This window comes from Bradyrhizobium sp. WSM2793, from assembly GCF_000379585.1.
GTDB lineage: Bacteria > Pseudomonadota > Alphaproteobacteria > Rhizobiales > Xanthobacteraceae > Bradyrhizobium.
Genome location: NZ_KB902769.1, coordinates 216,492 through 238,496, shown reverse-complemented (window position 1 = coordinate 238,496; position 22,005 = coordinate 216,492). Strand labels below are relative to the sequence as shown.

Below are 22,005 nucleotides of genomic sequence, written 5' to 3'. Positions count from 1 at the left end.
CGTCATGCCTGAGGCATTCATCTACGACCACGTTCGCACCCCCCGCGGCCGCGGCAAGGCGGACGGTTCGCTGCACGAAGTCACGGCGCTGGCGCTCGCGACCGTGCCGTTGAAGGCGCTGAAGGACCGCAACAATCTGCCTGAGGATTCCGTCGACGACGTCATCCTCGGCGTGGTCGATCCGGTCGGTGAAGCCGGCTCCGACATCGCGCGTTTCGCGGCGCTGAAAGCCGGTCTCGGCGAAGCCGTGCCGGGCGTGCAGATCAGCCGCTTTTGCGCCTCCGGCCTCGATGCCGTGAACTTTGCCGCCGCGCAGGTGATGAGCGGCCAGCATGAGCTGGTGATCGGCGGCGGCGCGGAATCGATGAGCCGCGTCGGCATCGGCGCCTCCGGCGGCGCATGGCCGATGGATCCCTCGATGGCAGTCCCCGCTTACTTCATGCCGCAAGGCGTCTCGGCCGATCTGATCGCCACCAAATACGGCTTCTCGCGCGACGACGTCGATGCCTACGCCGTGCAGAGCCAGCAGCGTGCGGCGAAGTCCTGGGAGGAAGGCCGCTTCGACAAGTCGATCGTCCCGGTGAAGGACATCAACGGTCTCACCATCCTGGCCAAGGACGAGCACATGCGTCCCTCGACGACGATGCAGTCGCTGGCGCAGCTGCAGCCGTCGTTCACGATGATGGCGCAGATGGGCGGTTTCGACGGCGTCGCGGTGCAGTCGCATCCGGAGATCGAGCGCGTCAATTACGTGCACCATGCCGGCAATTCGTCGGGCATCGTCGACGGCGCCGGCGCCGTGCTGCTCGGCAGCAAGGAGGCTGGTAGCAAATACGGCCTGAAGCCGCGTGCAAAAATCCGCGCGTTCGCCAATATCGGCTCGGAGCCGGCGATGATGCTGACCGGTCCGGTCGACGTCACCGAAAAGCTGTTCGCTCGCTCCGGCATGAAGAAGTCGGACATTGATTTGTTCGAGCTCAACGAAGCCTTCGCCTCGGTCGTGCTGCGCTACATCCAGGCCTTCGACATCGACAACGCCAAGATCAACGTCAATGGCGGCGCCATCGCGCTCGGTCATCCGCTCGGCGCGACCGGCGCGATGATCCTCGGCACCGTGCTCGACGAGCTCGAGCGCACCAACAAGGCGACCGCCCTGGTGACGCTGTGCATCGGCGGCGGCATGGGCACCGCGACCATCATCGAGCGGGTGTAACTTCCTCCCCTCTCCCCTTGTGGGAGAGGGTGGCGCGAACACGCGGAGCGGGTTCGAGCCGGGTGAGGGGTCTGTCTCCGCGGATGCAGACCCCTCACCCCCTCGCTTCGCTCGGACCCTCTCCCACAAGGGGAGAGGGTAAGACGAGACCCCATCAACCGCCGCGCCTGAGATTGGCTGCGGCACCGAGGAGCAACCAACATGTCGTACAAGAATTTCAAGGTTGAGACCGACGCAGACGGCATCGCGCTCGTCACCTGGGACATCCCGGGCCGTTCGATGAACGTGCTCGACGAGACCTCGACCAACGAGCTCGACGCCATCGTCAAGGCGACCACTGCGGATGCCGCGGTGAAGGGCGTCGTCATCACCTCGGCCAAGGAAGCGTTCTGCGCCGGCGCCGACCTGTCGATGCTCGAGGGCATGAACCAGGCCTACGCCAAGGTCTTCAAGGAGCAGGGCGAGACCGCCGCGAACCAGATGCTGTTCGACCAGAGCCGACGCTTCTCGCTGGTGCTGCGCTCGATCGAAACCTCCGGCAAGCCGTGGGCGGCCGCGATCAACGGGCTCGCGCTCGGCGGCGGTTTCGAAATCACGCTGTGCTGCCACTATCGCGTCGCCGCGGAGAATCCCAAGACCAGGCTCGGCCTGCCCGAGGTCAAGGTCGGCCTGTTCCCGGGCGCCGGCGGTACGCAGCGCGTGCCGCGCCTGGTGCCGCCGCAGGACGCGATGACGATCCTGCTCAAGGGCGATCCCGTCACGATCGACAAGGCCAAGGCGCTGAACCTGATCCACGCCATCGTACCGGCTGCCGATCTCGTCAAGGCGGCAAAGGACTGGATCAAGGGCGGCGGCAAGGCGATCGCGCCCTGGGACGAGAAGGGTTTCAAGCTGCCCGGCGGCCCGGTGTTCTCCAAGGCCGGCATGATGATGTTCCCGGCTGGAAACGCGATCTATCGCCGCGAGACTTACGACAATTATCCGGCCGCGCGCGCCATCATGAGCTGCGTCTATGAAGGCCTGCAGTTACCGATCGACGCCGCGCTTCGGGTCGAATCGCGTTACTTCACCTCGGTGCTGCGCTCGAAGGAAGCGGCGGCGATGATCCGCAGCCTGTTCCTGTCGATGCAGGAGCTCAACAAGGGTGCGCGCCGTCCGAAGGACGTGCCCGCAACCAAGGTGAAGAAGATCGCCGTGATCGGCGCCGGCTTCATGGGCGCCAGCGTCGGCTACGTCTCGGCCCGCGCCGGCCTCGACGTCGTCCTGATTGATCGCGACCAGGAGAGCGCCGACAAGGGCAAAGCCCACGCGCAGAAGGTGATCGAGGATCAGATCAAGAAGGGCCGTGCCAAGCCCGGCGATGCCGAAGCGCTGCTCGCGCGCATCACGCCGACCGCGGACTATGCGGCGCTGAAGGACGTCGACCTCGTCATCGAGGCGGTGTTCGAGGATCGCAAGGTCAAGGCCGATACCTTCGCCAAGGCGCAGGAGCACATGAAGCCGGACGTGATCTTCGCGTCGAACACCTCGACGCTGCCGATCACCTCGCTGGCTGAATCGTTCAAGGATCAGGGCAAGTTCGTCGGCATCCACTTCTTCTCACCGGTCGAGAAGATGATGCTGGTCGAGATCATCAAGGGCAAGAACACCGGCGATCTCGCGCTCGCGACCGCGCTCGACTACGTCCGCCAGATCGGCAAGACGCCGATCGTCGTGAATGACTCCCGCGGCTTCTTCGCCAACCGCTGCGTCGGCCGCTACGTCGCCGAGGGCAACGAGATGTTCCTCGAGGGCGTGCCGCCGGCAATGATCGAGAACTGCGCCAAGATGGCCGGCATGCCGGTCGGCCCGCTCTCGCTCTCCGACGAAGTCGCGCTCGACCTCGGCCTCAAGATCATGAAGGCGACGGAGGCCGATCTCGGTCCCAACGCCATCAATCCCGACCAGAAGAAGCTGATGGTGGAAATGGTCGAGAAGCAGGGCCGGCTCGGCCGCAAGAACAGCAAGGGCTTCTACGACTATCCCGAGAAGGGCAAGGGCCAGAAGAGCCTGTGGCCGGGCCTGTCGGCGCTGCAGCCGAAGCAGCTCGATCCTGACACGCTCGATATCGAGGAGCTGAAGCAGCGCTTCCTGGTGGTGCAGGCGGTGGAAGCCGCGCGCACGGTCGAGGATCACGTCATCACCGATCCGCGCGAAGCGGATGTCGGCTCCATCCTCGGCTTCGGCTTCGCGCCGTTCACCGGCGGCACGCTGTCCTATATCGACTTCATGGGCCCGAAGAAGTTCGTCGAGCTTTGCCACAAGCTGGAAGCGAAGTACGGCTCGCGCTTCACCCCGCCGAAGCTGCTCGAGGAGATGGCGGCGAAGGGCGAAACCTTCTACGGCCGCTTCGCGCCGAAGAAGGCGGCGGCCTGACGAGCAGCCTGTAGCCCGGATGGAGCGTAGCGAAATCCGGGACCAGTTTTCAACTTGCGAGAGCACCCCGGATTACGCTTGCGCTCCATCCGGGCTACGCAGAAACAGGAAAGGCCGGATCGTCGATCCGGCCTTTCTATTTGCAGTCGTCGAACGGTTAGAAAACGCCGCTGAAAACCCGTCCAGCCGCGCTCGCTCCGCCCTGGCACCGCTCTTGCTGACGATCCGTCGGATGGCTCGTCAGCATTGAAGGTGTCCCGCAATGATCCTCACGGTGTCTCAAGTCAGCGCAGCCGGCGTTGCCGTAAGATACGCCCCACTCTTGCGGCTGGGGCAGCCGTGGCCACGGCGCAGGCTCTTCCGGCGGCGCAGAAAGCTCCCCTCCTGGGTCGGCCTGGCGCTACTCGTTCTCTTCATCGACATGGCGACGGCCGCGCTGGCCTGGGTCGCCGTCGACGTCGTCCTGCACTGAGAGCTCGCCTCTGTGCACGTAGAGCGTCGCCGCCAAATAGGCGACCTGGCCGGCAACCAGGCAACCGGCGACGATGGGAATGCCCGTCCAAAATCCAAAGCCCGAGGTCTGAAGGACCGTTGCGACGAGGATCGCGGTCGCCGGCGAGACCAGCAACAGACTCCCGACTCGGAAGAAGAGTCCCGCCGCCAAGCCGGTGATCGTGCTCGCAAGCAAGAGGAGGAGTACGGTTGTCACGAGAGCTTCCCAGTTCAGGCCGCATCGCGGTACATGGCTGAAATTGAGCCAACTGGATTGCTCTCACAACGATGGTGATCTCTGCCGCACACACAAGGCGGAGTTATTGTTAACTCCGACAATGCTCGTAAAATTGATGCCCGGGACATCGCGAACGTCCGGGCTTCCGCGACCGCTTCAAGCAAAAGAGCCGGATCATCGATCCGGCTCTTCGTCGTCCCGACTGTCGTGCGCGGGTCTTACTTCGCCTGCGCGAGGCCTTCCTTCTTCAGCGCTTCCTGCACCTGCGGCCGCGCCTCGACGCGGGCCTTATAGGCGGCAAGGTTCGGCATCGCCGAGAGGTCGAACTTCATCCGGTCGCCCCAGGTCAGCATCGTGAACAAATATCCGTCGGCGACCGTGAACTGCTTGCCCATGAGGTAGTCGCGGCCGGCGAGCTGGCTGTCGATGTATTTCAGCTTGCCCATGACGCGATCTTTGAAGAAAGCCTTGGCTTCGTCGTTCAGGGCCGGCGCGAACAGCGGGCCGAAGCTCTTGTGCACCTCCGAGGTGAGGAAATTCAGCCACTCCAGCAGCTTGTAGCGCTCGGAACTGCCGTGGGCGGGCGCCAGCGCCTTGCTTGATGCCTGATCGGCGATCATCTGGACAATCACCGGGCCTTCGGTCACGATCTCGCCGCTGTCGAGGCCCAGCGCAGGGACCTGGCCCTTGGGGTTCAGCTTCAGATAATCCTCACCATTTTCGAGCTTCTTGGCCCGGATATCGACCTTGACCAGCTCGTAGGGCAGGCCGGCTTCCAGGAGCGCGATGTGGGGGGACAGCGAGCAGGCACCGGGCGAATAGTACAGTTTCATGGAATTTCCTCCTCTTGACGCTTGGTTCGGCGGAAAGAACGACTACTTGCAGCTGCTTGTAACAGTCAATATTGATGCAGCTGCATCAAATGGGGTAAGAGACGGGCGACGAGCTTGAGCGGGACCATGAAACGTAAACCATCGACCGAGGCGACTTCCGCCTGGATCCGCCTGATGCGGGTGCAGAGCCGCGTGCTCGATTGCGTCGAGCAGGATCTGAAGAAGGCCGGCTTCCCGCCGCTGGCATGGTATGACGCGCTGCTCGAATTGTCGCGAGCTCCCTCGGGCGAACTAAGGCCAGTGGAACTCGAACGGCAGATGCTGATCCCGCAATATTCCACCTCGCGCCTGATCGACCGCCTGGTCGACGAGGGCCTCGCCTCGCGGCGCGAATGCAAGATCGACAAGCGCGGCCAGTTCGTCGAGATCACCGAAGCCGGCCGCGAGTTGCAGAAGCGGATGTGGAGCGCCTATTCGGCTGCGATCGAGAAATATGTCGGCTCGAAACTGTCCGATGCCGATGCCGTCAAGCTCAGCGGTCTGCTCGACCGCCTGGGCTGCTCGTGCGGCGAGATGAAACTGCCGCCCGTCGCCAACGTCAACGAAACCTCGCCGTCGCGATGATCGTGCGGCACACCAGCTCGTCCGTGCACCCGGTGGGTTCGCGGACCATCCCGTCACCCGCGCGCGTTCGATCGAAGCGCCTTTTGATTAGAGTTTGATATGGCGCGAGACCAGATCGATATGACGCCGCTGCAGTCGCGCGACGAGCTCGTTTCGTGGTTCGAGGAAGGCTGCAAGGACCCGTCCGAATTCCGCATGGGCACCGAGCACGAGAAGACGCCGTTCACGCTCGAGGGCCACCGTCCGGTGCCTTACGAGGGTGCGCGCGGCATTGGTGCGTTGCTTGAAGGCATGAAGCTCCTGCTCGGTTGGGAGCCGATCATGGAGAAGGGCAACATCATCGGCCTCTACGATGTCACCGGCGGCGGTGCGATCTCGCTCGAGCCCGGCGGACAGTTCGAGCTCTCCGGCGCGCCAGTCGAGAACGTGCACCAGACCCAGAGCGAGCTGATGGCGCATCTTGCACAGGTGCGCGAGATCGCAACGCCGCTCGGCATCGGCTTCCTCGGTCTCGGCATGACGCCGTCCTGGTCGCGCTCCGATATCCCGGTGATGCCCAAGGGCCGCTACAAGATCATGACCAACTACATGCCGAAGGTCGGCCAATACGGCCTCGACATGATGTACCGGACCTGCACCGTGCAGACCAATCTCGACTTCTCCTCCGAAGCCGACATGGTCAAGAAGCTGCGCGTCTCGCTCGCGCTGCAGCCGGTCGCGACCGCTTTGTTCGCCAATTCGCCGTTCACCGAAGGCAAGCCGAACGGCTTCCTCTCCTTCCGCTCCGAGATCTGGCGCGACACCGACAATGCGCGTTCCGGCATGATGCCGTGGGCGTTCGAGGACGGCATGGGGTTCGAGCGCTATGTCGATTACGCGCTCGACGTGCCCATGTATTTCGTCAAGCGCGGCGAGGAGTACATCGACGTGTCGGGCTCCTCTTTCCGCGCGTTCTTCGACGGCCGCAACAACAATCTACCCGGCGAGCGTCCGACGCTGTCGGACTGGGCCAACCATCTCTCGACGATCTTCCCGGAAGTGCGGCTCAAGCGCTATCTCGAGATGCGCGGCTCCGACGGCGGCCCGTGGGGCCGGTTGCCGGCGCTGCCGGCGTTCTGGGTCGGGCTGCTCTATGACGACGTCGCGCTAGATGCGGCCTGGGAGATCGTCAAGCACTGGAGCGCGCCCGAGCGTCAGGCCCTGCGCGACGACGTGACGCGCTTCGGCTTCAAGGCGCGGATCAAGAACCGTTATCTGTTCGAGATCGCCAAGGAATGCCTGGTTCTGGCGCATGCCGGCCTGCGCCGGCGCGGCCGGATCGACCAGCTTGGCCGCGACGAAACGCGGCATCTGGAGCCGCTCGACCGCATCATCGATTCCGGGCGGACGCCGGCCGAGGAAATGTTGGACAAGTTCAACGGTCCCTGGAAGGGCTCGGTGGAACCGGCCTACGCGGAATACGCGTTCTAGGACGGTCAGGGATTCAGCCGTTCATCGCCCATACAGGTTTGCGGCGATCAAATGACCGGCTGAAAAAACCTGAACGTCGTCAATAACTCGAAAGCTGTTCTGATGGGGAAGGGCCGCCTGTCCGGCGCCGTCATGGCAAAGGTCTTGGCAAAAGTCCTGGCAAGCGCCGTGGCATGCGCCGCGCTGCTTTCGCTCGCATGCGTGAGCGTGCCGGCGCGCGCCCAGACGGCGTTCGACCGGCCCGGCGGCGACTATTTCAGCACGCCGGTCGCCTCGGGCGATCCCGAGGATTGCGCGCTGCTGTGCGAGCGCGACCGCCGCTGCCGCTCGTGGAGCTTCAGCTATCCCGACGTCGAAGGCGGCGCGGCGGTGTGCTGGCTGAAGAACACCGTGCCGGCGCGGGTGCCGGGAAGTTGCTGCATCTCGGGTGTGCGCGGCGCCGGCGTGATCGAGCCGCGGGTCGAGGGCGTGGAGACGTCGATCGACCGCCCCGGTGGTGATCTGCGCAATTTCGAGCTGAAGGACGGCGAGGGCGAAGAGGCCTGCAAGGCCGCCTGCACCGCCGATAACAAATGCCGCGCCTTCACCTATGCCCGCCCCGGTTACACCGGACGCGAGGCGCGCTGCTTCCTGAAAAAGGAAATCAAGCCGCCGCGAAGGAAGGCGGGATTCACGTCGGGCGTGGTGCGGTAGGCAAGGTGCCGTAGGGTGGGCAAAGGCGCCCTTGCGCCGTGCCCACGATCTCTGAGATACGGCGCAGGCGCGCGGGCACGCTCCGCTTTGCCCACCCTACGGCATCTCACTCTGCCACGATCACCGTGAGCTCGGGCCACAGCGCCTTCCATCGCGCGGCTTTCACTACGTAGTTCGCAACGGAAAAATTCGGACCCGGATTGGGCCGCGCGATCAGCCCTGCGACATCGTCGAACCCGTGCGGCGCGTAGACCTCGTAGCCATCGTCTGTGCGCCTGACCCCGACTTGCGTGTTCTGCGTGAGGAAGCGGTCGATGCCTTCCTCGAGCTTCTCAGGGGCGGATAGGGCAGGCCGTGCTTGTCGGGATACCACAGATGAACACGCGCCTGGTTGCGGATCTCGACCTTGGCGCCGAGATGGCCGAGCCGCGCATGCAGCTTGCGGATGACCGAATCCTCCGCTTCCCACGATGTATCAGGATCAAAATAGAACGCGTCGTAGTCGGCGATGCCGTGATCGATGGCGCGGCCGGTGAGCACGTTCCATACAGTCTGCACCAGGCATCCCGAGACCAGCCATGCATCCGGCAGATCGAGCCGCGCCAGCTCGTCGATGATCGTGACGTTGACGGGATTTCTCAGCGCGAGCGCGAGGAATTCGTCACGGTTCATCGCGCGATGAGGCGGCTCAATGCACGGCTGTGAAGAACCGGCCGAGCCGGAAGCCGGAGAGCCAAGTGTAAACCGGCTGGCCGCGTATGCCGAGATCCCAGGAGCCGAGCACTGCATCGGCACGGCCGATCAGATTGTCGATCGGCAACAGTCCGACGCCGCCGGACCGCAGCGGCACGCGGCTGTCGGCGGAATTGTCGCGGTTGTCGCCGAGCACGAAGAGGTGGCCGGCCGGCACCGTCACTTCCGGCGAATTGTCGAGCGGACCGTTGTCGCGCATCTTGAAGATCAAATGCGAGACGCCATTCGGCAACGTCTCGACATAGCGATAGGCGGGCTCGCTGCCGCCATTGTCGTCCTCGGCCGCGCCAACGCCGTCCGGCTTGAGCTCGGCGGGGCGGTCGTTGATGAAGAGCTGGCCCTGCCGCATCTGGATGCGATCGCCGGGCAGACCGACGACGCGCTTGACCCAGGCCTGCGAGCGATCGCCAGGCCAGCGGAATACGACGACGTCGCCCTGCTTCGGCGTCTCCGCGAAGACGCGGCCGCTCTCGGGCAGGCTGATCTGGATCGGCAGCGAAGAGGTGCCGTAGCCGTAGGGGAATTTCGAGGCGAGCAGTGCATCGCCGATCAGCAGCGTCGGCTCCATCGAGCCCGACGGCACGTAGAACGGCTCGGCAAGCGCGCCCTTGGCGATGAAGACGGCTGCGACGATGCCGGCGAGCTGAACGATCTGCCCGCCCCAGCCGCTGCTCTTCCGCTTGGGGGTGACGGTGACCTTTTCTTCCACGCTCATGCGCCCGTTCCACCCACCGTGATGCGCTCCATCAGCAGCGACGGCTGGCCGACGCCGACAGGCACGCCCTGTCCATTCTTGCCGCAGGTGCCGATGCCCGTATCGAGCGCAAGGTCGTTGCCGATCATGCGGATGCGATGCAGGTCGGTCGGCCCGTTGCCGATCAGCATGGCGCCCTTCAGCGGCGCCCCTAACTTGCCGTTCTCGATCTTGTAGGCCTCGGTGCACTGGAACACGTACTTGCCCGAAGTGATGTCTACCTGGCCGCCGCCGAAATTCGCAGCAAAGACGCCGTTCTTCACCGATGCGAGGATCTCGGCCGGATCGCGGTCGCCTGCGAGCATGTAGGTGTTGGTCATGCGCGGCATCGGCACATGGGCATAGCCCTGGCGACGGCCGTTGCCGGTCGGTTTCATGTTCATCAGCCGCGCGTTCTGGCGGTCCTGCATGTAGCCGACCAGGACGCCGTCCTCGATCAGCACGGTGCGATTGGTCGGCGTGCCCTCGTCGTCGATCGACAGCGAGCCGCGGCGCGAGGCCATGGTGCCGTCATCGACCACGGTGACGCCCTTGGCCGCGACCTGCTGGCCCATCAGGCCGGCAAATGCCGACGTCTTCTTGCGGTTGAAGTCGCCTTCGAGGCCGTGGCCGACCGCTTCATGCAGCATCACGCCGGGCCAGCCGGCCCCTAACACGACGTCCATCTCGCCGGCGGGGGCGGGGATCGATTCCAGATTGACCAAAGCCTCGCGCAACGCGCCGTCGGCGGCATCGCGCCAGTTCTTGCTCTCGATGAATTCGGCATAGCCGGCGCGGCCGCCATAACCCTTGCTGCCGCTCTCCTGGCGGTCGCCCTGGCCGGCAACGACGGAAATGTTCACGCGCACGAGCGGGCGGATGTCGCGATAGCTCTCGCCGTCGGGCCGCAGAATCTCGACGACCTGCCAGGTCGCACCCAGGCTGACGCTGACCTGCCGCACCCGCGGATCCTTGTCGCGCAGATAAGCGTCGATCTCGGCGAGCAGTTTTACCTTGGTCTCGAAGCCCGGGGCATCGAGCGGGTTGTCGTCGCCGTAGAGCCGCACATTGGTATGCGCGGGCGGCGCGGCGAAGCTGCCGGAATAGCCGCCGCGTACGGCCGCGACTGCGTCGGCGGCACGAATCAGCGCCGGCAGCGAGACGTCGGAGGAGTGGGCGTAGCCCACGGCATCATCCTTGACCGCGCGTAAGCCAAAACCTTGCGAGGTGTCGTAGGTCGCCTGCTTCAGCCGCCCATTGTCGAACATCAGCGCTTCAGTCTGGCTGTACTCCAGGAACAGCTCACCATCGTCGGCACCGGAAAGCCCGCGCGCGACCTCGTGGCGAACCTGGTCGCGGTCGAGATTGGCGCGGTCGAGCAGGGAGGTCGTGGCAGGATTTGTCATGCGTCCGTCCATTAGCGGAAGATGTAGGGCAAGATAATGGTTTCCCGCCAGTTCCGCGAGGGCCGGACCGTGACATTACGAAAACGATAGGTGCGGCTCGGGCTTAAGCCGGCTTTCAGGCTTTTCGGGCAATCAACGGCGAACCCGGAGTCGGAGCCGCAGACAGAGCATGTGGAATTCCCTGACAGTGTTCTGGGATCAGTATCACGGCCTGATCATCGGCTTCGCCGCGCTGGCTTTGGTCCTGATCTTCAATCAGTTCGTCTACCGACGCCGCTGGACATCCTATCCCACGCGCGAGGCCTATGTCGCGGCTCACCCGGCCTGTGACACCGTTGACGGCATCCTCTGTGCGACATGTCGGCGAAAGGCGCTGGTCGGGCCAGTGGCCGGCAGAGGCCGCATCTATCGCTGCGGCTGGTGCGACACGGAGCTTTATCGCGTGGACAGGGCGTAGCCCTAAGGCAGCTTGTCATAGCCCTCGCCGAGCCCGTTAAGGCTGAGCGGGAAGCCGATGCCCTCTTCCGGGGTCTCGAAGATGATGAAGGTCGCGGTCTTGGCGCTGCGGAGCTGGCCGAGCAGCTTGTCGTCCATGACGACCTCGGCGACGCAGCCATTGGGCAGGCAACGGACGAAGCCGGCGCGGCCGACGTCCTGGTTGTCGAGCTTGAGGCCGAGGCCGGAGGGCAGCAGGACACCGAGCGGCGCGACCACGCGCATCAGGCGGCTCTTCTGGTCGGCGGTCTTCAGCACGATGACGGTCAGGCCGGCATTGGAGCGGTCTTCTGCTACCACGCTCTGGATCAGGGCGCATTGCTCGGTCTGGGCGCCCGGTGGGGTGTCGCAGCGGATCTGCCAGTCGCCATGGACGGAGCGGACTGCGCCCTGCGCATGGGCGAGGCCGGGGAGTGCCAGAAGGACGAGCGCGGCCAGCAGGCTGGCGAGCGCCGAAAGGCGGGTCATCTGCCTTCTAGCCAGCCTTGCCATAGCCAGCCCTGCCATCGATTTCGAAAGCCCCATCGGGTCGGTCCCTCTGCTCGCCTTCCTCGCTCGCGCTTGGCGGACTAATCTGGCGGACTGATACGGGAATGACGGCGCCTTGAAGGCGATTCCCAAGCAAATTCCACGCCGCCTCGCGCCGCCGCCGCCCGCACGAATCAGGTTCCTGCGCGGCCATCTGTCAGTGCCTACCGCGGGCAATTCCGCTGTCAAGCGGCAGCATCCCGGCAAACGGTATTTTTGTCTGATCTTACTAGGAAATATCTTGCGGGTGATCGCTGGCAGACGGGGCTCAAGACTGCATTGCGATAGATCAAAAATTATGGTTTGAGAGGCTTGATTTCGGCGTTCTAGCGATCTGGCCCCAATTCCTCTTAGAGGTATTCTTGCGCGGCGGTTTGTCAGGCGGGCGGATCGAATAAGCGTTTCCCGCAAACAGGGGGAGCGCACTTGGGGTGATTTCGTAAGGGGAGCGCGAACGGCATGAGGATGTCGATGGGCCCGGTGGGCCGGCACTTGCTGGGATTGGCCGTGGCGGGTCTGACGCTGGCGACGGGCGGTGCGGCATTTGCCGAGCTCGGGCAACCGAAGCCCTGGGAATGGACGCTTCAGGAGTCCGGCTCGCCGGTGATGGACAACATCGTCTGGTTCCACAACTTCCTGTTCGTGCTGATCACGCTGATCACGCTGTTCGTCCTGGCGCTGCTCGTGGTCGTGGTCGTCAAGTTCAACGCGCGGGCCAATCCGGTGCCGTCGCGGACCACCCACAACACGCTGATCGAGGTGGCCTGGACGCTGGTTCCGGTGCTGATCCTCGTCGGCATCTCGGTGCCGTCGTTCCGGCTTCTGTTCCTCGAGCTCGACGTGCCGAAGGCGGATATCACCATCAAGGCGACCGGCAAGCAGTGGTACTGGTCCTATGCCTACCCGGACAACGGTAAGTTCGAGTTCGACTCGCTGATGGCGCAGGACAAGCAGCCCCGCCTGCTCGGCGTCGACAACGAGATGGTGGTGCCCGTCAACAAGGTGATTCGTGTCCAGGTCACCGGCGCCGACGTCATCCACGCCTTCGCGCTGCCGGCTTTCGGCGTCAAGATCGACGCCATTCCGGGCCGGCTGAACGAAACCTGGTTCAAGGCGACCAAGACCGGCATGTTCTACGGCCAGTGCTCGGAGCTCTGCGGCAAGGACCACGCCTTCATGCCGATCGCGATTCGCGTCGTGAATGACCAGGAGTTCGCCTCCTGGGTCGAGACGGCAAAGAAGAAATTTGCGAGCGGCGGCACCAGCACCTACGCCTCCGCGGCCGGCCCGACGCAGTAAGCGTCGGGTGACGGCTCTAAGGGACTGAAAGCGACATAAGGGCGGGACCTCCAGAGGTCCGATTGGGACGCAAGGCAGGATTTGAAAATGGCAACGAGCGCAGCGGCACACGGCGATCACGCCCACGGACATGACGAGCATGCCCATCCGACCGGATGGCGCCGCTACGTCTATTCGACCAACCACAAGGACATCGGCACGATGTACCTGATCTTCGCGGTCATCGCCGGCGTCATCGGCGCCGCGATGTCGATCGCGATCCGTGCCGAGCTGATGTATCCGGGCGTGCAGATCTTCCACGAGACGCACACCTATAACGTGTTCGTGACCTCTCACGGCCTGATCATGATCTTCTTCATGGTCATGCCCGCGATGATCGGCGGCTTCGGCAACTGGTTCGTGCCGCTGATGATCGGCGCGCCCGACATGGCGTTCCCGCGCATGAACAACATCTCGTTCTGGCTGCTGCCGGCCTCCTTCGCCCTGCTCCTGATGTCGACCTTCGTCGAGGGCGAGCCGGGTGCCAACGGCGTCGGCGCCGGCTGGACCATGTACGTGCCGCTGTCGAGCTCGGGCCATCCGGGCCCGGCCGTCGACTTCGCGATCCTGTCGCTGCATCTGGCGGGCGCCTCCTCGATCCTCGGCGCCATCAACTTCATCACCACGATCTTCAACATGCGCGCGCCGGGCATGACCCTGCACAAGATGCCGCTGTTCGTGTGGTCGATCCTGGTGACGGTGTTCCTGCTGCTGTTGTCGCTGCCGGTGCTTGCCGGTGCGATCACCATGCTGCTCACCGACCGCAACTTCCACACGACGTTCTTCAACCCCGAAGGCGGCGGCGACCCCGTGCTGTTCCAGCATCTGTTCTGGTTCTTCGGCCACCCCGAAGTGTACATCCTGATCCTGCCGGCTTTCGGCATGGTCAGCCAGATCATCTCCACCTTCTCGCGCAAGCCCGTGTTCGGCTATCTCGGCATGGCCTACGCCATGGTCGCGATCGGCGGCATCGGCTTCGTGGTGTGGGCGCACCACATGTACACGGTCGGCATGTCCAGCGCGACGCAGGCCTATTTCGTCGCCGCGACGATGGTGATCGCGGTTCCGACCGGCGTGAAGATCTTCTCGTGGATCGCCACGATGTGGGGCGGCTCGATCGAATTCCGGGCCCCGATGATCTGGGCGGTGGGCTTCATCTTCCTGTTCACGGTCGGCGGCGTCACCGGCGTCGTGCTGGCGAATGCCGGCGTCGACCGCGTGCTGCAGGAGACCTATTACGTCGTCGCCCACTTCCACTACGTGCTGTCGCTCGGTGCGGTGTTCGGAATCTTCGCCGGCTGGTACTACTGGTTCCCGAAGATGTCGGGCTACATGTACAGCGAGACGCTCGCGAAGGCGCACTTCTGGGTCACCTTCATCGGCGTCAACCTGGTGTTCTTCCCGCAGCACTTCCTCGGCCTGTCGGGCATGCCGCGCCGCTATGTCGACTATCCCGACGCGTTCGCGGGTTGGAACCTGGTCTCGTCGGTCGGCTCCTACATCTCCGGCTTCGGCGTGCTGATTTTCCTCTACTGCGTGCTCGACGCCTTCATGAAGAAGGTGCCGGCTGGCGACAATCCGTGGGGTGCAGGTGCGACCACCCTGGAGTGGACCTTGCCCTCGCCGCCGCCCTTCCACCAGTTCGAAGTGCTGCCCCGCGTGCAGTGATCGATCTCCCGCGGCGCCCGTGACGGGCGCCGCGGCTCTATAACGAAGCGAGTTGAATTAAGTGTCCGTCCTCGACCACAACGCCATCGACATCAATCCCCGCATCTCCGAGGCGGAGGTCGGCGACTACATCGCGCTCTTGAAGCCGCGGGTGATGTCGCTGGTGATCTTCACCGCGCTGGTCGGGATGGCGATGGCGCCCGGGCATTTCCACTGGGTGCTGGCCATCACCTCGCTGCTCTGCATCGCCGTCGGCGCCGGCGCCTCCGGCGCGCTCAACATGGCGCTGGAAGGCGATATCGACTCCAAGATGTCGCGCACGGCGAACCGGCCGATTCCGCGCGGCCGCATCACCCGCCCTGAAGCCATGGCGTTCGGCCTGACGCTGTCCTTCTTCTCGGTGATGACGCTCGGCATCCTCGTCAACTGGATCGCGGGCGCGCTGCTCGCCTTCACCATCTTCTTCTACGTCGTGATCTACACGATGTGGCTGAAGCGCTGGACCGCGCAGAACATCGTGATCGGCGGCGCCGCCGGTGCGTTGCCGCCGGTGGTGGCCTGGGCTGCCGTGACCGGCACGGTCGACGTCGAGCCGCTGCTGCTGTTCGCCATCATCTTTTTCTGGACCCCGCCGCACTTCTGGGCGCTGGCGCTGTTCCGCTCCGACGATTACGCGCGCGCCGGCATTCCGATGCTGCCCAATGTCGCCGGCCCCGACGCGACGCGGCTCCAGATCCTGCTCTACACCATCGTGCTGATCGCGGTCGCCGCCGCGCCCTGGGCGCTCGGCTATTTCGACGCGATCTACGGCATCGTCTCGCTGATCCTCGGCGCCGGCATGCTGGTGCTCGCGATAAACGTCTATCTGCGCCGCGAGCGCAGCCAGTCGCTGCGCGCGACCCGCAAGCTGTTCGCCTTCTCGATCCTCTATCTGTTCGTGCTGTTCGCGACCCTGCTGGCCGAGGTCGTGTTCCGGGCAGTTGCTCCGCTGGTAGGGGGCGCATGATCGCAGGGATGGTCGACAAACCCGAGCCAGATGGAATCGTCCTCACCGAGGCGCAGAAGAAGAGCCGTCGTCAGCGTTCGATTGCGATCGCGCTCGCGCTCGGCGTGCTCGTGGTGCTGTTCTTCGCCGTCACCATGGTCAAGGGGCCGGCAGTCCTCGTGCGGCCGATGTAGGAAACATGGATCACGATCCCACCATATCGCAGGATGTCAGCGCCAAGCCGGCCAAGCGTGAGCCGACCAAGGGCCGCGGGCTGGGCCGCGATGTGGTGGTTGCTTCTATCTGCGGCGGCGTGGTCGCGCTGATGGTCGGTGCCTCCTACGCGGCGGTGCCGTTCTACAACTGGTTCTGCCGCGCCACCGGCTTCAACGGCACGACCCAGGTCGCGACCTCCGCGCCGGCCACCGGCCCGATCGCGCGGAAAATCTCGGTGCGCTTCGATTCCAACGTCGCGCCCGGCCTGCCCTGGAAGTTCGAGCCGGAGCAGAGCGAGATCGAGGTCAATATCGGCCAGGTCGTGACCGTCTTCTACACCGTGACCAACCAGGCCGCGCGCACCACGGCCGCGCAGGCCGCCTACAATGTCGCGCCGCTGACGGTCGGCTCCTATTTCCAGAAGATCAACTGCTTCTGCTTCACCGAGCAGACCATGGCGCCCGGCGAGAAGCGCGAGATGCCTGTTGTCTTCTACGTCGATCCGTCGATCGCTGACGATCACGAGAACGACGGGCTGAACACGATCACGCTGTCCTACACCTTCTATCCGGTGAAGGATCCCGTGGTGAAGCCGCTGGCATCGGGCGAAGGCGACAAGCGCAAGGGAAATCTTTGATCGCCGGGCTTGCGCTCAGGCGGTTGGAAACAAGGGGATAAGTGCCTGACAGGCACGGGATTGAGGAGAGAGACCGAAATGGCTACGGCGCACACCAAGCATCACGACTATCACCTGGTCGATCCCTCGCCCTGGCCGGCCGTCGGTTCGCTCTCGGCCTTCATCATGGCGGTCGGCGCGATCGCCTGGATGCATCACATGTTCTCGGCCGCGCCGATCGTGTTCGGCGTCGGCACCGTGGGCGTGCTCTACACCATGGCGAGCTGGTGGGGCGACGTGATCAAGGAAGCCCAGTACAAGGGCGACCACACCCGCGTCGTGCAGCTGCATCACCGCTACGGCATGATCTTGTTCATCGCCTCCGAGGTGATGTTCTTCGTCGCCTGGTTCTGGGCCTATTTCAACGCCGCGCTGTTTCCGGCCGACGCCGTCCATGCCACCCGCGATGCCGTGTTCGGATGCGGCCTCGGCACCCAGGCCGGCGCCTGCGCCGTCCCCGGCACCTGGCCGCCGAAGGGCATCGAGACCTTCGATCCCTGGCACCTGCCGCTCCTCAACACGCTGATCCTGCTGACGTCGGGCACCACCGTGACCTGGGCGCACCATGCGCTGCTCGAGAACGACCGCCAGAGCCTGAAATACGGCCTGATCCTCACCGTCGTGCTCGGCGCGCTCTTCACCTGCGTGCAGGCCTATGAGTACAGCCATGCGGCGTTCTCGTTCGGCGGCAACGTCTATGGCGCGACCTTCTTCATGGCGACCGGCTTCCACGGCTTCCACGTGCTGGTCGGCACCATCTTCCTGCTGGTGTGCCTGTTCCGCGCCTATGCCGGCCACTTCACGCCGACGCAGCACCTCGGGTTCGAGTTCGCCGCCTGGTACTGGCACTTCGTCGACGTGGTCTGGCTGTTCCTGTTCCTCTGCATCTATGTCTGGGGACACGGCGCCGAGACCATGGCCCACGGCGCGCACTGAGCCGCGACAACGAGATCAGAAAGGGCGGCCGCTGGGCCGCCCTTTCGCTTTTGGGCCGCCGGAAGCTCCCGCGAAAACTGTGATAGAGTCCGCCATCATGAATGACAGCACCGGCCCGTCCGTGCCTGAAACCACCGTCCTGCAAAGCGCGCTGCGCGGGCTTGCCTGCCGATGCCCGCGCTGCGGTCAAGGCAAGCTCTATGCGGGATTCCTGACGCTCGCGCCCGCCTGCGACCGCTGCGGTCTCGACTATGCCTTCATCGATACCGGCGACGGGCCGGCGATCTTCATCATCATGCTGGCCGGCGGGATCGTGGTGGCGGCTGCGCTCATCGTCGAGGTCAAATACCAGCCGCCATACTGGCTGCATGCGGCGCTGTGGTTGCCGCTGATCCTGGCCACCACATTGTTGCCGCTGCGTGCGATGAAGTCCCTGCTGATCGCGCTGCAATTCCACCACAAGGCGGCGCCGGGCCGGTTGGTCGACCGCGCGAAATGAATCAGCCTGCGCGCAAGCCTCGCGTGGCCGGCTTCGCGCTGTTCACGCTGTTCCTGACAGCCGTCTTCATCGCGCTCGGCCTCTGGCAATTGCAGCGCCGGACCGCCAAGCACGCGCTGGTCGCGGCGCTCACCGAGCGCCTTGCAGAGGCGCCCATCGCGCTGCCGCCATCTTCGCAATGGGCTGCACTCGATCCCGCGCGCGACGAATTCCGCCGCGTCAGCTTCACCGCGACCTACGCAGCCCTGCCGGATGCGATGATCTATTCCTCGGGCTCGGCGGTGCGCAAGGACGCCTCCGGCCCCGGCACCTGGGCGTTCCTGCCGGCGCGGCTTCCCAGCGGCGAGACGGTCGTGATCGATGCGGGCTTCGTCGAGAACACGATGCAGGACCGCAGCGTCGAGGATCGCGCGGTGAAGAAGCTCGTCACCGGGCAGCCGGTCGCGCTCACCGGTTACCTGCGCTTTCCCGAGCCGCCAGGCTGGCTGACGCCGGCGGAGAACCGCGACAAGCGGCTCTGGTTCGTGCGCGATCATCCGGCCATCGCAAGCGCGCTCGGCTGGGGCGCGGTTGCGCCGTTCTATGTCGACCTCGAGCAACCGGTGCCCGAGAACGGCATCCCGCGCCCGGGGCCGCTCGACGTGCATCTGAAGGACGATCACCTGCAATACGCCATCACCTGGTTCCTGCTCGCAGGCGCCGTGCTGATCGCCTTCGCGGTGTGGGCAAGAGGCCGGCGGCAGAGCTGAGCTCGACCGTAGATACCCCGAGGGAACCCGGTATCGTCCGGGGTTTATTATTCAGCGCACATTCACGAGTGTGGTCCTAAGCCGCCGGTGAGTTTCCGCGGCAGACAGGGATTGCGGCGTGAGCGATTTCGACCAGATGGGAATTGTCGTCGATTGGGTGGACGCCTGCCGGAAGGGCGACCTCTCGACGTTGCTCGACCTCTATGCGGACGACGCCCAGGTCGAATGCACGTGCAACGGCGCGCAGCGCTATCGCGGCCGCAGCGAGCTCGAGGCCTATTGGCAGCCGCGCCTCAGTGCCTTCTCGTTGGCAGGTTTCGGGCTGGAGGAGATCCATCCCGCGCCCCATGGCATCGATGTCGAATATTCCGTCGCCGGCGCGCTACGCATTCACGCCTCGTTTCGCTTCAACCCGGAAGGCAAGATCCGCAGCACGCTGTGCGAGCCGGCGCAACAGGACGCGCATCATGGCTGCGCCTGTTAGGGCATGATGCGGACCCGAAGGGCCGCGTTGGCGCAAAGTGCGCAGCGGGTCTCCGACAAGGTCAGCTCATCCAATTGGCTGGACCGGCGCCTGGCGTGCCGGCTCGGTCGGAAGCCGGCAGCGTACATAAGTTCGCCCATCCACGCGCAACAGTGACAGCGATCCGCTGAGCGCGCGCACGCGTTCATGCATGCCGGTCAGGCCGCGGCCGAAAACGTTGCCCTCGGGAAAGCCGCCGCCGTCGTCGGAGATCTCGATGATGAGCGCCTCGCCGGTGACGGTCGCCTGGACATGGGCGTTGCCGGCCTTGGCGTGGCGCAGCACGTTGGTCAGCGCCTCCTGGATCACGCGATAGACGGTCTGGGCCAGCGGCCCGGCGATCACGTTGAGACCCGGATCGATCGTCTCCGTCAGGACGATATGCGGTGCCTGCTTGCGAAAGTTCTGGAGCAGCGTCTGCACGCTGGTCGAAAGGCCAAGCTCCTGAATGTAGAGCGGCCGCAACCGATCGAGGATCCGGCGGTTGGTCTGCTGGAGCGCCTCGACCGATTGCAGCACATCCTGGGCTGATTTGCCGAGATTTCCCACCTGCGGCGAGGCGTCGACCAGCGCGATCGTGCCGGCGCGGATGCTGAACAGCAGCGGTCCGAGCTCGTCGTGCAATTCGCGGGCGAGGTCACGACGCTCGTCGTCCTGGAGCGACACAAGGCGGTGCATCAGATCGCGATTGTCCTGGCTCAATTGCGCCAGCGTCGCAGCCAGCGCATTTGCTTCCGCACAGCTCTGCCGGATCTCCGGCGGGCCTCCGACCGGGATCGGCTGTGCGTAGTCGCCGCGCCGCATCCGTGTGAGGCCTTGGCCGAGATGCTGCAGGGGACGCAGTGCCGATCCCGCGAAGACGTAAGCGATGATTCCGGTGAGCACGGTCAGCACGGCGACGAGGCCGGTCAGCGCCAGGAAGCCGATCCACTTCTCGAACAGGTCGGCCGACAGGTCCGGCAGGAATACGATATCGCCGACACGTCTGCCATCGATCAGCACCGGGGTTGCGGCGTCCATGTCCGGTACCATGAGCAGGTTGACAAACCACTGCGGAACCCCTTGCAGGTCGTGAAGGCCGTCCTTTGGTGGCTCCGCAGGAGGGGCTTCCGCGGAACGGAATTGGATGTCCGAGGAGGTGGTCAAGGATTGAACAAAGGCGTCAAGCGTCTTCCGCGGGTCGTCCGACGCGCGCAGAGTGTTGTTGAGTGCGGCCGCGATCGTCCGGGTCGAACGTCGTGCGGGCTCGTTCTCGTCGGCGAGCTGACCGGCCGCGAAGATCTGGAGCAGCACGCCGCCAAGGATCAGCGCTGCGAGAAAGCTCGCCCCAAGTGGAAGAAACAGTTGCGTTCTGAACGAGAGTCGTTGCCACATTAGGTCAATTCTAACGCGCATCGGCGGGATTTACTCTTTCCATTTGTTCCCGCCGGTCTATGAGTCGAAAAACAAGAGAGTGCGCGATGCAAGATACCGCCAAGCCGGCGACCAGGGTCCTGATTGTCGATGACCACCCCGTGGTGCTGTCCGGTTGCCGCACCCTGTTCGCTTCGGACCATTCGATCCGTATCGACGAGGCGACCGACGCCAAATCCGGCCATCGCGCCTATGTCAGCAAGCGGCCCGACGTCACCGTGATCGACATCAGCCTGCCCGATGTCTCCGGCTTCGAGCTGATGCGACGCATCCGCAAGGACGATCCCGACGCCAAGATCATCATGTTCAGCATGAACGACGATCCGGCCTTCGTGGTGCGGGCGGTCGAGCTTGGGGCGCAGGGCTATGTCTCCAAGGGCGATGATCCCAGGATCCTGCTGAAAGCGGTGCGCAAGGTGATCGCGGGCGACAATTACATCTCACCGCAACTCGCGGAAGCCGTGACGTTTTCCGGCGCGGCGATCAAGGCCAACCCGGCCTCGCAGATGACGCCGCGGGAGCTCGAAATTCTCCGCCTGCTCGGACGCGGCGACAAGATCGTGGAAGTCGCCGAGGCGCTCGGCATCTCCTACAAGACCGTCGCCAACACCACGTCCCTGCTCAAGCAGAAGCTGGGAGCCAAGAACCATTCCGACCTGATCAGGATCGCGGTTGAAATCGGGATGAATTGACGGTCCGGGGCCCCGGCACCGAACCGGCTGCTCCAGGATGCAGCCGGTTCGGGGAGACGGATTGGTGCCGGCGTGCAGCCGGGCAATGCATGGACACAGCCGACACCCATCCGCGGACACAATGGGTCGAGGTGGCATTCGTTCCGGATCCCTGCAATTGTCGGGATAAAATGGCAATTCTTCACGACGGTTGGCTGGAGCGCGCTCGCAAAAGCTTGGGCGTGTCGGGAAAAATAGGAACATCTTCCCGCGGTCGTCGTTTTCGCCCTTGACGATTTCGTGACTGACGGCGAAAGGTTGCCGGACAAGTTTCAGCGGGGGCGGCGACCCCAGAGGCAAACCGGTCTGCACATATCAACGACAGACCTTCCAAGAGAGGGCTGCGGCATCGCCGCAGCCCTTTTTGCTGGGCAGGGG

The 22,005-nt window shown here is 64.4% G+C and carries 22 protein-coding genes and 1 pseudogene; 16 read left to right on the top strand and 7 right to left on the bottom strand.

Annotation, left to right across the window (positions count from 1 at the left end; genetic code table 11):
* Positions 1 to 4 precede the first annotated feature (4 nt).
* Positions 5 to 1,213, top strand: coding sequence for an acetyl-CoA C-acetyltransferase (locus A3AS_RS0104300; protein ID WP_018316367.1), 1,209 nt, complete (start codon positions 5 to 7; stop codon positions 1,211 to 1,213).
* A 201-nt stretch (positions 1,214 to 1,414) separates the two neighbouring features.
* Positions 1,415 to 3,628: an FAD-dependent oxidoreductase gene (locus tag A3AS_RS0104295; protein ID WP_018316366.1), complete on the top strand. Its 2,214-nt coding sequence runs from the start codon at positions 1,415 to 1,417 to the stop codon at positions 3,626 to 3,628.
* 400 nt (positions 3,629 to 4,028) lie between these two features.
* Here A3AS_RS0104295 and A3AS_RS0104290 read toward each other — a convergent pair whose 3' ends face one another.
* Positions 4,029 to 4,337, bottom strand: coding sequence for a hypothetical protein (locus A3AS_RS0104290; RefSeq protein ID WP_018316365.1), 309 nt, complete (start codon positions 4,335 to 4,337; stop codon positions 4,029 to 4,031).
* Positions 4,338 to 4,576: 239 nt separating this feature from the next.
* The gene (gene gstA / locus A3AS_RS0104285) at positions 4,577 to 5,191 is read right to left on the bottom strand and encodes a glutathione transferase GstA (RefSeq protein WP_018316364.1); all 615 of its coding nucleotides are present in this window, start codon (positions 5,189 to 5,191) and stop codon (positions 4,577 to 4,579) included.
* Positions 5,192 to 5,317: 126 nt separating this feature from the next.
* Here gstA and A3AS_RS0104280 point away from each other — a divergent pair, with 126 nt between their 5' ends.
* The 3 genes from A3AS_RS0104280 (at position 5,318) to A3AS_RS0104270 (ending at position 7,978) form a co-directional block, all read left to right on the top strand.
* Positions 5,318 to 5,815 carry a MarR family winged helix-turn-helix transcriptional regulator gene (locus A3AS_RS0104280; protein ID WP_018316363.1) on the top strand — a complete coding sequence of 166 codons (498 nt, stop codon included), beginning with the start codon at positions 5,318 to 5,320 and terminating at the stop codon, positions 5,813 to 5,815.
* Between the two features lie 99 nt (positions 5,816 to 5,914).
* On the top strand, positions 5,915 to 7,285 hold the full coding sequence (locus A3AS_RS0104275; RefSeq protein WP_018316362.1) for a glutamate--cysteine ligase: 1,371 nt from the start codon (positions 5,915 to 5,917) through the stop codon (positions 7,283 to 7,285).
* Between the two features lie 102 nt (positions 7,286 to 7,387).
* Positions 7,388 to 7,978: a PAN domain-containing protein gene (locus tag A3AS_RS0104270; RefSeq protein ID WP_018316361.1), complete on the top strand. Its 591-nt coding sequence runs from the start codon at positions 7,388 to 7,390 to the stop codon at positions 7,976 to 7,978.
* Positions 7,979 to 8,084: 106 nt separating this feature from the next.
* Here A3AS_RS0104270 and A3AS_RS0104265 read toward each other — a convergent pair.
* The 3 genes and pseudogenes from A3AS_RS0104265 to tldD all read right to left on the bottom strand — a co-directional run bounded on the left by A3AS_RS0104265 (position 8,085) and on the right by tldD (position 10,870).
* Positions 8,085 to 8,650 (bottom strand): annotated as a pseudogene (locus tag A3AS_RS0104265) (nucleotidyltransferase family protein).
* A 16-nt stretch (positions 8,651 to 8,666) separates the two neighbouring features.
* Positions 8,667 to 9,446, bottom strand: a complete 780-nt coding sequence (gene lepB / locus A3AS_RS0104260; RefSeq protein ID WP_018316360.1) for a signal peptidase I — start codon at positions 9,444 to 9,446, stop codon at positions 8,667 to 8,669.
* Positions 9,443 to 10,870 carry a metalloprotease TldD gene (gene tldD, locus A3AS_RS0104255; RefSeq protein WP_026201654.1) on the bottom strand — a complete coding sequence of 476 codons (1,428 nt, stop codon included), beginning with the start codon at positions 10,868 to 10,870 and terminating at the stop codon, positions 9,443 to 9,445. Before tldD ends, lepB begins: the two co-directional genes overlap by 4 nt.
* Positions 10,871 to 11,039: 169 nt before the next feature.
* On the opposite strand from tldD, the gene A3AS_RS0104250 reads away from it, so the two are divergent.
* The gene (locus A3AS_RS0104250) at positions 11,040 to 11,327 is read left to right on the top strand and encodes a hypothetical protein (protein ID WP_018316358.1); all 288 of its coding nucleotides are present in this window, start codon (positions 11,040 to 11,042) and stop codon (positions 11,325 to 11,327) included.
* Between the two features lie 2 nt (positions 11,328 to 11,329).
* Here the strand turns inward: A3AS_RS0104250 and A3AS_RS0104245 are convergent, their stop codons facing one another.
* Positions 11,330 to 11,872, bottom strand: a complete 543-nt coding sequence (locus A3AS_RS0104245; protein WP_371260655.1) for an invasion associated locus B family protein — start codon at positions 11,870 to 11,872, stop codon at positions 11,330 to 11,332.
* A gap of 480 nt (positions 11,873 to 12,352) precedes the next feature.
* Here A3AS_RS0104245 and coxB point away from each other — a divergent pair, with 480 nt between their 5' ends.
* The 9 genes from coxB to A3AS_RS0104200 all read left to right on the top strand — a co-directional run bounded on the left by coxB (position 12,353) and on the right by A3AS_RS0104200 (position 19,444).
* Entirely contained in the window at positions 12,353 to 13,192 is an 840-nt protein-coding gene (coxB, locus tag A3AS_RS0104240) for a cytochrome c oxidase subunit II (protein WP_018316356.1), read from the top strand.
* 87 nt (positions 13,193 to 13,279) lie between these two features.
* The gene (gene ctaD / locus A3AS_RS0104235) at positions 13,280 to 14,899 is read left to right on the top strand and encodes a cytochrome c oxidase subunit I (RefSeq protein WP_018316355.1); all 1,620 of its coding nucleotides are present in this window, start codon (positions 13,280 to 13,282) and stop codon (positions 14,897 to 14,899) included.
* A 61-nt stretch (positions 14,900 to 14,960) separates the two neighbouring features.
* Positions 14,961 to 15,905 (top strand): heme o synthase, encoded by a 945-nt coding sequence (locus A3AS_RS0104230; RefSeq protein WP_018316354.1) that lies wholly within the window; start codon positions 14,961 to 14,963, stop codon positions 15,903 to 15,905.
* Positions 15,902 to 16,078 carry a hypothetical protein gene (locus tag A3AS_RS0104225; protein ID WP_018316353.1) on the top strand — a complete coding sequence of 59 codons (177 nt, stop codon included), beginning with the start codon at positions 15,902 to 15,904 and terminating at the stop codon, positions 16,076 to 16,078. Before A3AS_RS0104230 ends, A3AS_RS0104225 begins: the two co-directional genes overlap by 4 nt.
* A gap of 5 nt (positions 16,079 to 16,083) precedes the next feature.
* Complete coding sequence (locus A3AS_RS0104220; protein ID WP_018316352.1) at positions 16,084 to 16,737, top strand: cytochrome c oxidase assembly protein; 654 nt, start codon at positions 16,084 to 16,086, stop codon at positions 16,735 to 16,737.
* A 78-nt stretch (positions 16,738 to 16,815) separates the two neighbouring features.
* Positions 16,816 to 17,712: a cytochrome c oxidase subunit 3 gene (locus tag A3AS_RS0104215; RefSeq protein WP_018316351.1), complete on the top strand. Its 897-nt coding sequence runs from the start codon at positions 16,816 to 16,818 to the stop codon at positions 17,710 to 17,712.
* 97 nt (positions 17,713 to 17,809) lie between these two features.
* Complete coding sequence (locus tag A3AS_RS0104210) at positions 17,810 to 18,211, top strand: DUF983 domain-containing protein (RefSeq protein WP_018316350.1); 402 nt, start codon at positions 17,810 to 17,812, stop codon at positions 18,209 to 18,211.
* Positions 18,208 to 18,960 (top strand): SURF1 family protein, encoded by a 753-nt coding sequence (locus A3AS_RS0104205; RefSeq protein WP_018316349.1) that lies wholly within the window; start codon positions 18,208 to 18,210, stop codon positions 18,958 to 18,960. Before A3AS_RS0104210 ends, A3AS_RS0104205 begins: the two co-directional genes overlap by 4 nt.
* A gap of 118 nt (positions 18,961 to 19,078) precedes the next feature.
* The gene (locus A3AS_RS0104200; protein WP_018316348.1) at positions 19,079 to 19,444 is read left to right on the top strand and encodes a nuclear transport factor 2 family protein; all 366 of its coding nucleotides are present in this window, start codon (positions 19,079 to 19,081) and stop codon (positions 19,442 to 19,444) included.
* A gap of 66 nt (positions 19,445 to 19,510) precedes the next feature.
* Here A3AS_RS0104200 and A3AS_RS0104195 read toward each other — a convergent pair whose 3' ends face one another.
* Entirely contained in the window at positions 19,511 to 20,857 is a 1,347-nt protein-coding gene (locus A3AS_RS0104195) for an ATP-binding protein (protein ID WP_018316347.1), read from the bottom strand.
* Positions 20,858 to 20,943: 86 nt separating this feature from the next.
* On the opposite strand from A3AS_RS0104195, the gene A3AS_RS0104190 reads away from it, so the two are divergent.
* Complete coding sequence (locus tag A3AS_RS0104190; RefSeq protein ID WP_018316346.1) at positions 20,944 to 21,588, top strand: response regulator transcription factor; 645 nt, start codon at positions 20,944 to 20,946, stop codon at positions 21,586 to 21,588.
* The last annotated feature ends 417 nt before the right edge of the window (positions 21,589 to 22,005 follow it).